Source organism: Autumnicola lenta, from assembly GCF_031846515.1.
GTDB lineage: Bacteria > Bacteroidota > Bacteroidia > Flavobacteriales > Flavobacteriaceae > Autumnicola > Autumnicola lenta.
Genome location: NZ_JAVRHO010000005.1, coordinates 191,860 through 204,646 on the forward strand (window position 1 = coordinate 191,860; position 12,787 = coordinate 204,646).

The 12,787-nt window shown below is 38.4% G+C and carries 11 protein-coding genes; 3 read left to right on the forward strand and 8 right to left on the reverse strand.

Annotation, left to right across the window (positions count from 1 at the left end; all coding sequences use genetic code 11):
- Positions 1–53: 53 nt before the first annotated feature.
- The 6 genes from porD to RM545_RS05140 form a co-directional block, all read right to left on the reverse strand.
- Entirely contained in the window at positions 54–941 is an 888-nt protein-coding gene (gene porD / locus RM545_RS05115; RefSeq protein WP_311494245.1) for a type IX secretion system protein PorD, read from the reverse strand.
- The gene (gene coaBC / locus RM545_RS05120) at positions 934–2,142 is read right to left on the reverse strand and encodes a bifunctional phosphopantothenoylcysteine decarboxylase/phosphopantothenate--cysteine ligase CoaBC (RefSeq protein ID WP_311494246.1); all 1,209 of its coding nucleotides are present in this window, start codon (positions 2,140–2,142) and stop codon (positions 934–936) included. The genes porD and coaBC overlap by 8 nt, the downstream gene beginning before the upstream one ends.
- Positions 2,143–2,154: 12 nt before the next feature.
- A complete protein-coding gene (locus tag RM545_RS05125; RefSeq protein ID WP_311494247.1) occupies positions 2,155–2,481 on the reverse strand; it encodes a DNA-directed RNA polymerase subunit omega in 327 nt (108 codons plus the stop codon).
- 13 nt (positions 2,482–2,494) lie between these two features.
- Positions 2,495–3,316 (reverse strand): outer membrane protein assembly factor BamD, encoded by an 822-nt coding sequence (locus RM545_RS05130; protein ID WP_311494248.1) that lies wholly within the window; start codon positions 3,314–3,316, stop codon positions 2,495–2,497.
- Between the two features lie 134 nt (positions 3,317–3,450).
- Positions 3,451–4,326, reverse strand: a complete 876-nt coding sequence (gene dapA, locus RM545_RS05135) for a 4-hydroxy-tetrahydrodipicolinate synthase (RefSeq protein WP_311494249.1) — start codon at positions 4,324–4,326, stop codon at positions 3,451–3,453.
- Between the two features lie 415 nt (positions 4,327–4,741).
- The gene (locus RM545_RS05140) at positions 4,742–5,440 is read right to left on the reverse strand and encodes a hypothetical protein (RefSeq protein WP_311494250.1); all 699 of its coding nucleotides are present in this window, start codon (positions 5,438–5,440) and stop codon (positions 4,742–4,744) included.
- 145 nt (positions 5,441–5,585) lie between these two features.
- Here RM545_RS05140 and RM545_RS05145 point away from each other — a divergent pair, with 145 nt between their 5' ends.
- Together RM545_RS05145 and RM545_RS05150 are read left to right on the forward strand one after the other, a co-directional pair.
- A complete protein-coding gene (locus RM545_RS05145; RefSeq protein WP_311494251.1) occupies positions 5,586–6,347 on the forward strand; it encodes a 5'-nucleotidase C-terminal domain-containing protein in 762 nt (253 codons plus the stop codon).
- 55 nt (positions 6,348–6,402) lie between these two features.
- The gene (locus tag RM545_RS05150; RefSeq protein WP_311494252.1) at positions 6,403–7,311 is read left to right on the forward strand and encodes a bifunctional metallophosphatase/5'-nucleotidase; all 909 of its coding nucleotides are present in this window, start codon (positions 6,403–6,405) and stop codon (positions 7,309–7,311) included.
- Positions 7,312–7,428: 117 nt separating this feature from the next.
- Here the strand turns inward: RM545_RS05150 and RM545_RS05155 are convergent, their stop codons facing one another.
- Both RM545_RS05155 and RM545_RS05160 read right to left on the reverse strand, forming a co-directional pair.
- Positions 7,429–7,869 carry a response regulator gene (locus tag RM545_RS05155; RefSeq protein WP_311494253.1) on the reverse strand — a complete coding sequence of 147 codons (441 nt, stop codon included), beginning with the start codon at positions 7,867–7,869 and terminating at the stop codon, positions 7,429–7,431.
- An 18-nt stretch (positions 7,870–7,887) separates the two neighbouring features.
- Complete coding sequence (locus tag RM545_RS05160) at positions 7,888–12,012, reverse strand: PAS domain S-box protein (RefSeq protein WP_311494254.1); 4,125 nt, start codon at positions 12,010–12,012, stop codon at positions 7,888–7,890.
- A 566-nt stretch (positions 12,013–12,578) separates the two neighbouring features.
- On the opposite strand from RM545_RS05160, the gene RM545_RS05165 reads away from it, so the two are divergent.
- The coding region (locus tag RM545_RS05165) for a hypothetical protein (protein WP_311494255.1) at positions 12,579–12,787 on the forward strand (209 nt) is incomplete at its 3' end.

Genomic DNA, 12,787 nt, shown 5'->3' on the forward strand with positions numbered 1-12,787 from the left:
AATTTTGAGCCTAAAGATACCTAAGAAATAATTGCGAATCAAACTAAATGCACTTATTGAAGACTATTCCAGTTTCTGGAATATCGCGGTGCAATATTATTTAAAGTCTGAACTAATGGAGTTAGCGGAATTTCTGGTCCACCACCAAAAACACGTTCAATTTCATCTGCTTTTGAATCGAAAAAAGTACGCAACAGCAGGGAATTTGACCTGCGGCTATTCATTACTTCCAGCTTTTCCAGAGCTCCGGCAATTGCCATTTTTCCCGCCAAAAGGTCTGTGTGCATTACATCCAGGCCAAGACGGTGGTATTCGTATAAAGCAGCACGATATTCTGCATAGGAGTTGGAAAGCAAATCTGTATTTAATCTATAGCGTGAACGTGAACCGTCTGCCCCTCTCCAGCCCTGAGAATTTCCCTGCTGCGAGGTAGTTACAATTCTGTTTGCTTCTTCATAATACTCAGAGCCGCCATTTAGCTGAAATGTATCGGCGTCCATACCTAAAATAGTATAGACATAGAAGGAAACCACCGAGACAAGATTGGACACATACGAATTCTCATTGTAATTTAAGGGTTGATACTCCCTGTAATTAAAGTTGAATTGTTCATCATTAAAATTAAAAACAGGAGAAATCATGGAAGTTCCGAAAACCGGACGGGAGGATTGTACCTGGATAGTCCCACTGAAGGATTCCCCTTCAAAACTGTTGATGGTGATAAACATACTGCAGTTAATCCGCTCGTTATTTTCAAACTCCAGGTTCGTCCAGGTATTCTGATTTACAAAATCTGAAAGCGACCGTTGCAAAGTGCTGAAAACTGAAAGATTGCTCTGCCCGGTTTGCTCTGCATTAATTACAATTTCGCAGTTAAGTTCCTGGGCGCTGACTAAGCTGAAGCTAATGAAACACAGAAAAAATATGAGAAAACTACGCATCGAATAATTTTACAACTTCATTTAAAATATCCCGGGCCACTTCATTTTTAGGTTTTACCTGAAAATCAATTTTCCTGTCAGGATAGACAATAGTTATTTTGTTAGTATCCTTTTTAAAGCCTGCTCCTATGTCCTGCATAGAGTTTAGAACGATAAAATCCAGATTCTTCCTTTTTAGTTTTCCTTTGGCATTTTCCAGCTCGTTATTAGTTTCCAAAGCAAAACCTATAAGTTTCTGAGTGGTTTTTTGGGACCCCAGTCCGGCAAGTATATCCTGCGTCCTGGTTAATTCTATACTAAACTGATCCTCCGACTTCTTGATCTTTTGATCTGCCACTACTTTAGGTTTATAATCTGAAACCGCAGCAGCAGCGATCACCACATCTACATGCTGAAAACTGGCATTTACAGCATCATGCATATCCTGCGTGCTCACCACTCTTATTAACTCTATCTCTTCATTTTTAACATGGAGATGTGTGGGTCCTGAAATCAGGATCACCTTAGCCCCGAGTGCTGCTGCAGCTTCTGCAAGTTCAAACCCCATTTTTCCGCTGGAGTGGTTTCCTATAAAACGCACAGGATCTATAGCTTCGTATGTGGGGCCCGCGGTTATTAATATCGATTTGTTCTTAAGCGGCAAACCTTCAGAAAGAACTTCTTCGATAAAATGAATAATTTCTTCCGGCTCTGCCATTCTGCCTTCGCCTGTCAATCCGCTGGCAAGTTCGCCTGTACCTGCGGGTATCATAATATTTCCATAGTTCTCCAGCGTTCGGAAACTATTTTTTGTGGATGGATGCTTGTACATATCCAGATCCATGGCCGGGGCAAAAAACACCGGACATTTGGCCGAAAGATAAGTGGCAAGTAAAAAATTATTGCTGTTTCCTGTGGCCATCTTGGAAAGTGTATTGGCCGTTGCCGGGGCAATAAGCATAAAATCTGCCCAAAGACCCAGCTCTACATGGCTGTTCCAGACCTGATTTTTTTCCTCTTCTTTAGTAAAGGAGGACAAAACTTCATTTTTGGAAAGTGTAGATAAGGTAAGCGGAGTTATAAAATCCTTAGAAGCCGGTGTCATGATAACTTTTACATGAGCACCGGCTTTAATAAATAATCTTACTAAAGAGGCTGTTTTATATGCAGCAATTCCGGCAGTGATGCCTAAAAGAACATTTTTGCCTCTTAGTACAGACATGTTTTAATTTTACTAAGCTTCTGAATCCAGTGTATTGCGGTAATAGATTTTTTCATCTAACCACTCCTGTACTGCCAATGCATGCGGCTTAGGCAATTTTTCGTAAAATTTCGAAACTTCTATCTGTTCCTTATTTTCAAAAATTTCGTCCAGACTGTCGTTATAGGTAGCGAATTCATCAAGCTTCTCAAGCAACTCTTTTTTTATTTCAGAATTAATTTGGGTTGCTCTTTTGGAGATGATAGAAATAGCCTCATAAATATTACCAGTTGGGGCATCTACTGCATTTCTGTTGTAAGTTACACTGTTTACCGGTGCATCTGTTTTCTTTATATCCATCTTACTTGTATTATTAAAAGTTTTGTAATCTCGCATCTATGTCATCAAGCGATGCTTCTATCGCATCACCATATTCACCTTCAGGATAATACTTCCTGTAAGCGGTGTAATATTCCTTTGCTTCCACCAACCGCTCCTCCATGAGTTGCAGGTAACTGTTAATTGCCAATTCATAGGCCGAATCAAACTTGTAGTAAAAAGCAGCTTCCCTAAAAGGTGAACCAGGATAGGTAGTAATAAAATTATCAAAAGATACCACCGCAGCTTTATAATCCATCGTCTTATGATACTGTTTTGCAATTTCGTAAGCTTTTTTCTCAAGCTTTATCCGTAATTCAGTAGCCATATCGTTAGCCTGCTCTGCATATTCACCGTCAGGATAGGTGTCCAGGTAAGTTTGTAGTAAAACTATAGCTTTATCTGTTTCGGTTTGATCAAGAAAATATCTGGGCGACTCGTAATAGTTACTGGCAGCCATTTTAAACATGGCTTCTTCGGCTTTCTCACTCTCTGGATAAGTTTGCAGGAAGCGTTCAAATTCAAAAGATGCCAAAAGATAATCTCCAACCTGATAATACGCATCGGCAACGAGGTAGCTTATTCTTTGCCCCTGTGGCTTTCCTCTTAGCTGAGGCATAAGTTGTTCGAAAAGGCGTAAAGCTTTTCTCAGCTTTCTATTGCTATCCTCCTCAACGCCTTCATTGTATAAATTTTCAGCGTAAGCATATTTTTCCCCGGTATCTTCACTCTTCAGCATCTTTTGATATTCACCGCAGGACACTGTAAGTAATACACAAAGAAGTAAGATTCCTTTTTTCATCATTTGTAAAAACATCTGGCAAAAGTACATTTTTCTGCACTATAAAAAAAACTTTCTACAGCTACAGGAATAACCTTTAAATCGACAAATTATTATATAAATAACCGGAGTTTTTAAAACCGTATGGATCTTTTTAAGCGGCAGTAAGATTAAAAAGTATCTACAAAATCTTCAATTTTCTTCTGAAGGGAATCTGTGGCTTTCACGAGTGGCAACCGCAGATTATTCTTGCAGAGATCTTTTTTAGCCAGTAGTGCTTTAATTCCGGAAGGATTACCTTCAGCAAAGATAAGATTTATTGAAGGTGCTATTTTATAATGAAGTTTGTAGGCTTCTTTTGATTTTCCTTCCAGCCCTAATTTTACCATTTCCGAAAATTCTGCAGGAAACCCCTGCCCGATTACAGAAATCACTCCTTTACCCCCGGCAAGGATCATAGGCAAAGTTATCATATCGTCTCCCGAAATTACCAGAAAATCATCGGGAACAAGGCTTATAAGATGCATGGCCTGGACCATATCACCCGCGGCCTCTTTAATACCAATCACATTAGGAATGTTACGGGCTATACGATTTACGGTCTCCGGAAGTATATTGGAGGACGTTCTTCCCGGTACATTATACAAAATAACCGGTTTTGGAGAGGCATCTGCTATTGCACGAAAATGCTGATAAATACCTTCCTGTGTTGGCTTGTTATAAAATGGCGAAACAGACAATACTGCAGTAAAATCCGCGAGATCAGATTCGCCAAGCTCTTCTACAAGCGCCATAGTATTATTTCCGCCAATTCCCAGTACCAACGGAAGCCGGCCATTGTTTTTGGCAATTATCGTCGCAATAATCAGTTCCTTCTCCTCTGAAGTAAGTGTAGCACTTTCTGCAGTAGTACCAAGTACTACCAGGTAATCTACCCCATTCTGGATTTGATCTTCTACAAGTTTTTCGAGTGCTGAAACATCTACAGAGAAATCTTTATTAAAAGGAGTAATTAAAGCAACTCCTGTTCCTACCAAAGCATCCATCCTAATCAATTTATTCAATTCTTTTTTAATAATGTTCAAAAACTCCTTCCTATCAGGAAAAGTCCGGTTTTCTTACTGAATTTTAAATCTGCAAAAATATCATTGCATTTAGGGAGGCAACAAAAAAATTCTATTCCAGCTATTCCCTAAATATCTTCAATAAAAAACAACGTTTATATGAAAAGCCTTACGAAAGAGGCTAATTAAAGACGCCCCTCCTTTTTGACCATTTTCATGTCTTAATGGTAAATATTCTACTTACTGATTAAGGGGCACAAATGTAATTAAAATATAGAAAGACCAAAGTCTGCAACAGCTCTCAGCAATACTTGTATGGCATTATTTAACACCTTTTCAATTTTTGTGAAATGCTGTACAGATATTTCTTCCAATAAACGGAAGCAGAAAGGTGTGTCTATAGAAACTGGCGGAGATTGAGCCGCCTTTCTTTTGTGGTGAAAAAGAAAAAGATAAGCATCGCTGTAGCAAAATGTAAAATATTCTGCACAAGACTTAGCCCCAGGTCCAGTAAATAAATTTGCTGCATATTTTCAAAAATATCGGCAAAAATTATAGCCAGTACGAGAGCTATAAAAAATACGGACTTTTTCGAATAAGAATTAATGTAATAGATAAGAGCCACTATAGCCAGAACAAGAAGGCTAAGATAGTAGAGTGCATAAATGCTAAGTTCTGCCATGCTACCGGGATGCTCCCTTATCTTAAGAAAATGAAGTGTGAAAAAGTATCCGTTTATAAGAAAAAGAAAACCCCCAAAGAATAATATAAATTTATTAGACTTTACTTTTTTGGTAAAGCGTAGCGCCTCCCTACTTAACAAGAGATAAGCAGTTATTAGTAGCAGCAGTTTAAAAATATTAAAGTACCACAAATCAGGCAAAAGAATGGTTAGTTCTGAGAAAAAAAATACGAGTAGAAAGGTTAATAAATTATTATTCGAAAATCTTAAATCCTGAAAAAATAACACAAGGGGAATTACAAAGAATAAAAGACGGGAAGTCTCTTGCAGCAACTCCACCTGAAAAATAATGGCAAAAATATTTATCGCCAGGACGATACAGGCCAGGGGCAGGAAAAGCTTTTTGAGGTTCATAAATAGGTCTTCGGGCGTGGCAATTTAAGAAAATATTATGAATTGTTCTAAGATTCAAAAAGTTAAGGATAAAAGAAATTACTTTTACAAGAAGTTTTCGGATTGAATGCAGCAAACTCTATCTTTACCTCCTTAATCAGAAGTAATGAAATCAATCCAAAAAGCAGCATATATTCTGGGTCTCATCACCCTTGTTTCCTGTAATAAAAATGCTTACAGAAATTCTGAAATTTCAGGAAAAAGGATTCCGGTAGATCAGCAAATAAAAGAAGATACGGCTATTACAAATTTTATACAGCCGTACAAAAAGCACATTAACGCGACATTGGACAGTATCCTGGCTTTTAATCCAACATCCTTGTCTAAAACTGATGGAATTTTAAATACTGCCATTGGAAATTTGATGGCAGACATTGTAATGGAACAGGCTAGCCCGGTTTTTAAAAACAGAACCGGCGAAGATATTAACATGGTCCTGCTGAACCATGGAGGGATTCGCTCTACCTTAAACAAAGGAAATATTACAGCCAGATCTGCCTATGCCCTCATGCCGTTTGAAAACGAAATTGTAGTAGCAGAACTGAAGGGTTCCAGGATACAGGAAATGCTTCGCTACCTGGAGGATGCAGGAACTCCCCACCCTGTTAGCGGTATCAAAATACAGGTTGATAATAATTATAAATTAACTATGGCGAAAATCGATGGCCGGGAAATAGACAGCAACAGGAATTATTTCGTAGCCACTTCAGATTATTTGCAACAAGGCGGGGATAATATGAACTTTTTTAAGAATCCTGTAACTCTCTACAATTTGGATTATAAATTACGGAATGCTATTATTGATTATTTCGAAAAGGTAGACACTTTGGATGCCAAAATCGATGATCGTTATATTATGATTGATTAGATTCAGATTTTCTCTATTTGCACTTAATAGCAGTGTTCAGTAAAATTAAGCTATAATGAAAAGAAGAAACTTTATTTGGCAGACTTCCGCAGCCACAGCTCTTGTTGGAATTGGCGGATTATCCGCACTCTCGTTTAAACCTGCTGACAGGAAACATATTACAATTCTCCATACTAACGACGTTCACAGCCACATTGAACCTTTTGGACCGGACGCACCTCGTAACGCCAATATGGGCGGAGTGGCACGAAGAGCAACTTTAGTAGAGAAGATAAGGCAGGAAAATCCAAACACACTTCTTCTTGATGCCGGAGATATATTTCAGGGGACACCTTATTTCAATTTCTATGGAGGAGAACTTGAGTTTAAGCTAATGAGCAAAATGAAATATGATGCAGCTACGATAGGAAATCATGACTTTGATAACGGTATCGATGGTCTTTACGCTCAACTTCCGCACGCCGACTTTAGTTTTATTTCTTCAAATTATGATTTTAGCAACACTATCCTGGACGGCCATGTTTCTCCACAGCAAACTTTTATAAAAGATGGGGTGAAAATTGGCATTTTTGGCCTTGGGATAGAATTGGAGGGACTGGTAAACAGTAAGCTTTATAAAGAGACAAAATATCTGGATCCCATAGAAATTGCTCAGGAGATGACACGCAGGTTAAAAGAAGATGAACAATGTGACTTAATTATTTGCCTGTCACACCTGGGATACGAATACAACGGAAGTAAAATTTCTGATCTTAAACTCGCCCGGGCCACAGAAAATATTGACCTTATTATTGGCGGACATACGCATACTTTCCTGGAGAAACCCACAATTGAAACAAATAAAGTGGGCAAAAAAGTGGTTGTTAATCAGGTCGGCTGCTATGGTCTCTATTTGGGCCGAATAGACCTCTATCTTGACAATAAAAATAACATAGAAGCCGATGGAGTGAAAATTTCAGTTTAAGGATTATTTCTGTAAAAGAACATTCATTCCAGAATTTTTAAAAGTACATAAGGTGCACGAATTTTTATAGTCAGAATTCCGAAGCTACCCTATTTTAATGTTATCTGTATGGCAGAATTATCGTCTATTGGTAGCAGGATTTTCTCCTTTTGTTTCTTCTCCATTTTCAGAAAATATCTCCTCTAGCTTCTCTTTTTTTAAAGGTTTTGAAATAAAACCGGAAACAAAAGGATATAGCTCCTTTTGCCGTGAGAAATTCTCTATGGAAGAGGTCAGTATATAAATCTTGAACTGATTTCTTATTTGATCCCGGTAATCCTGAAACACATCCAGAAACTCCCACCCGGTCATTGTAGGCATATTAATGTCCAGGAATAAAATAGTTTCCGTCCTGTCATAGTTACGATGCCTTTCTTCTATAGCCAGAAGAGCTTCCTCAGGGTGGAGAAACGACTCAAATTCAGCTGTATTGTCGCTTCCTTTGATAATATATTCACAAATGAGGTTATTAGTAGGGTCATCATCAACAACCATGTAATGATGCGGTTTTTTTTTCATTATCTATAAATCTTCTTCTTAAAGTCCGTCAAATTCAAGTTCAAATACAGTGCCTTTATTCACCTCACTATCAATAGTAATTTTGCCTCCCAGCATTTCCACCTGGGTCTTTACCATAAACAAGCCCATTCCTTTTCCTTCTACATGCTGATGAAAGCGTTTGTACAGACCAAAAACCTGGTTCCTTTTAGTTGTCAGGTCAATACCAAGGCCGTTATCCATAAAAGTAATAACGACGCGGCTTCCTTTTTTCTCTGACTTTATTTTGATTTCCGGTGGTAGTTCGGCCTGTCTGTATTTTATACTATTTGCAATGAGATTATAAAATATACTATAAAGATAACTTTGAATGGTTTTAACTTCCGGCACATAGAATTCTGTTTCAATTTGAACCTGTTCCAGTTGGACTAAATCCTGAATACTTGCTTCAATAGAATTTACCAGCGACTGTAAATTAACCGTTTCCTTCTTTGCATTAAGGTCAACCTTAACCTGTAAAATATGATTTAGATCACTAATTACCTGATCCAGACGTTTTACATTACAAAGCAGTTCATTTAAAAAATTCTGTTTTACGTCCTGCCCATGTTCTTCATCACTCAATAAATCGGCCAATCCGAGGATATTGGCCAAAGGAGCTCTTAAGTTATGGGATACGATATAAGAAAATTGCTCAAGACCTTTATTGGCAGAGACAAGTTCTTCAGTATAACCTTTAAGGCTCTTATTGAGCTCCAGTAACTGGAGGTTAGCCTCCTTACGATCTGTAACATCTTTAAGGTAAACAGACAATCCTTTTTTGGGAGCGGGATATGCATTTACTTCAAACCAGCTCCGGATATCTTCGAGAAAAGCCTCAAAATGCTGCGTAGTATTTTCTGCTACCGCTCTTTCAAAATATTCCATAAAAGGAGAAAATTTATTACCAAAAACCTCTGAAAGATTTTTGCCCACAACTTCGTCCTTAGAACGTCTTAACAGTCTTTCTGCCTCTAGATTCCAGTACGTTACCTCTCTATTTTGATCCAGCGCAAAAAAGGCATTTCCAATACTCTCCAGGATCATTTCTTTTTCCTCAGAAGCCTTTAGAACTTCAATTTCTGCCCTTTTCATCTTATCTATATCCTGAAAACTTCCGTTAACACAAATACAGACGCCATTTTCGAATTCCGGTTTTCCAATAATCCTTATCCAGCGCTCTTTGTTTTTAGCAGTGATTATCTGGAGTTCCAGCTCAAAGCAGGCATTTTTTTCTACTGCCTTACCCAGGGCTTTTACCATTGCACTTTTATCTTTACCTGGTTTAAAGTAGCTTACCGTATTCTTAAACTGAGGAGCGAAATCCTGGGGTAACTCATGTATTTCCTTAATTATAGAAGACCAGTAAAGGGTATCTTCTTTCAGGTTAATTTCATAGTTCCCTATCCTCGCCAGGTTGGACGCATTGTCCAGAAGGTCGCGCAATTTCCTCTTCTCGGTAATATCCTGTATTGCACCAACCATACGAATCGCTTCTCGGTTTTTATCCCGAATAATGAATCCGCGGTCTGTTACAAAAGCATAATCACCATCTGCTTTCTTAAATCTGTATTCTGCCTGCCAATTGCTTTTTTTTCCTTCCTGTGCGGCATAAATAGATTGAATCACACCTATGGCATCCCCGGGATGGATCCTGTCTTTCCAAAAATCTATTTCTGGAGAAATTGAATAATGTGCATAGCCGAAAAGTGTCTGAAAACCTTCCCCCCACAGGATATGCCCATTAACCAGGTCCCAGTCCCAGATAGCATCAGAAGTTGCCTTTGAAACAAGTTCATACCGCCTGTTACTTTCTTTTAAAGAACGCTCTGCCTTTACACGGTCTGTAATATCAATACCCACACATTGCACTTCCATAGGCTCCCCTTCAGCATCTGTCAGGCATACAAAATCCCATAGTGTTGTTTTTAAACCACCGTCTTTCTGAAGTTTGTCCATCTCTACCTGAAACACTTCATTAGGATTTGCTATACAAGCCGTCAAGGTCTCCGTTACCTGTTCGTGATGTTCTTTATAAATGGAATTAAGAGCACTTTTTCCTACTAAATCTTCAGAATAAATCCATTTAAAGTCATTCCTGAATTTTTCGTTAGCATAGGTATATAATCCTTCCAGGTCTGTCCTTATTAGATAATTTGTCTGGGATTTAAGGATGCCATGGTGCCGGGCCTCGCTTTTCATTAACCTGTGAAGATATTCCTTACGCTCGGTTATATCCTGCACAGATCCTTTAAAAATAGTGCTGTTTCCATCGTTATCCTTTATTTGCTTCCCTCTCTCATGGATCCATTTTATTGTACCATCCGGTAAAATAATACGGTGCTCAAAATCCATATCCTTAGATCCCGAGATGGCCGTCATCTGTTCCTGAATAAAATATTCCAAATCATCGGGATGAATAGTTTTGAGAAATTCATCTCTTCCAACCTGAAAAGATTCCTTTTCTCTTCCCCATATTTTATAGACCTCATCACTCCAGTAAAAGGATTGATCCTGAATGTTTATTTCCCAATATCCAAGTTTGGCTATTTTATGTGCCATGCGCAATTTAGACTCCTCCTCCCTAAGTCTTTCAAAAACCGCTTCTCTTTCTGTTATATCCTGTAAAACTGTTAGTATGCAGGTTTTTTTTCCAAATCTAAGGCGGTAGCCCCATACCTCTACCTTAATTGGTGTTCCATCTTTTTTGAGATGAAGCGAAGGTGTGAGACGCACAGGATCATCTTTATCCCGTGTTGTCTTTATATAAGACAGAAAATCTGGAATATTATTTTTTGGACGTAAATCCAGGATACTCATACTTAGAAACTCCTCGCGGCTGTAGCCATAGTGCCTGATTGCCGTCTCGTTTACATCCAGGATTTCCAGCGTTTCCAAATCATAAATCATGTTTGGCAGCGGACTGTACTGGAACAGAAGCTCATAGTTCTCTTTTGAAGCTTTTATTTCCTCTTCAGTCTTTTTCTTATCTGAAATATCCCTTATTATAACCGACATTTTCTCCTCTCCAGATGCATCTTTAAAAACTGCAGAAGTGAGTTCTGCAGGAAATTTTATTCCTCCCTTCCTTAACATTGTGATCTCGGAATGAGCACTCCCGGTTAATTCCCGCTCCTTTATAGCTACAGCCAGTCTGGGGTCAGTGCCATCTGTAACACCAGAGCGCCCCGCCCTGCAAATTTCCTCTTCAGTCATTCCAAAAATCCTGCAGGCTGCGGGATTTGCTGCATGGATTTTTCCGCTGGGCTCGGTAAGCAATATTCCGTCCGCAGTGGTTTCAAAGAAAGCACGATATTTTTCTTCGCTCTCCTTTATGGCCTTATTGGATTCTTTACGTTCAGAAATATCCCGAAAATTATTAACAATCCCTTTTACTGCAGGATTGTCCAGCATATTGGTAAGTGTAGCTTCCAACCAGTGCCAGCTTCCATCCTTATGTTTAATCCTTACCACCGCTGCCTTTACCGGCTTACCGGGATTTTCCAGGCATGCCCTCATATTTTCCTGAGCCAGCTCTCTATCATCCTTATGTGCAATATCCAGCACTTTAAGTTGCAGAGCTTCTTCTGTAGTGTAGCCAAGAATATTTTCTACTGAAGGGGATAAATAGGTTGTTTCTCCTTTGGGGGTAATAACCAGTACGCCATCAGCTCCGTTTTCTATCAGGCTTTTAAACTTATGCTCATTGTTTTTTAATTGCCTGATGTAATTGTCCCTTTCTTTGTCGCACTTAAATTTTTCAAGCGCCCTTTCCACAGCTCCGGAAAGCCTTTGCAAATTATCTTTGAGTATATAATCATCTGCACCCCTTTTCATAACTTCCACAGCACACCTATCTGAAACACCATGGGTCACAATTATGAAAGGAATAACCAGGTTTGAATCCTGAAGTATTTCAAGTGCTTTTTTGGCGTTAAAAGGTAAAACGGAATGTTCTGATAGGACAAGGTCTGGCTCAGCTTTTTCCAGAACAACAGAAAAATCCTCTTGTGTTTGAACTAAAAATATTTCAAGATCAAAACCTCCAGCTTTTAACGCGTCAGCAACGTGCTCCGCATCTACAGATGAGCCCTCGATATGAACAACTTTTAGTTTTCTATTCATAATAATTTGTTGCTTCTTTCCCCTTTTATTCCTGCTTGCAGCAAAGGAAACTTTAGCATTTTAATCGACCACTATAAATTTATATCGACAAAGTGATTGCTTTAACCGATCAATAGCTAGTTGAAGGTCGTAAAAATAATTTATTTTAACAAAAGGATATGCTGCTAATGGGGGAAGTTTGAAATACAAAAATAAAATTATTCTACTTATAATACTGAAAAACAATAAATTATCATTAGACCACTTTAGTCATTCAGATTTTAATTTAATTTTCTGGCCCCTATTTCTTCCGTTAGCAGGCAGGCAGGCCAAAATGCCAAATATTGACCTTGTATAGAACGGTTCAATCCTGCCACTCTGATTGTTATAGAACCTGCCTGAATTTGCCAATTTTCGTCCTCTGTTGAATTTGTACTTCAGGTTAACAAATATTTGGCAGCTAATAAAAGCTACCGCGTTTGTAATTGCTTTAAAATGTTTTTAACTTCATGAATCCCATTTTATCTTCCCCAAAAAAAATTTTCCAAAACAAAGGCGGTATAATTTCCGCTACTAAAAAAACAGTTATGAGCCAGAAAGAAAAGAAAGAAAAACTTCTGAATTTTTTGGAAACGAAAGCTTTTAATCCTATCCTGCGGAAATCGAAAGATGACTTTAATTCCGACACAAAAAAGGAAAAATTTGAAGATGTGAAGAGAAGCACCGAAAATGAAAAAGAGCGATTCAGAAATTATAATACGCCCGGAAACATAAGAGATAATTATCTTAGCGACCT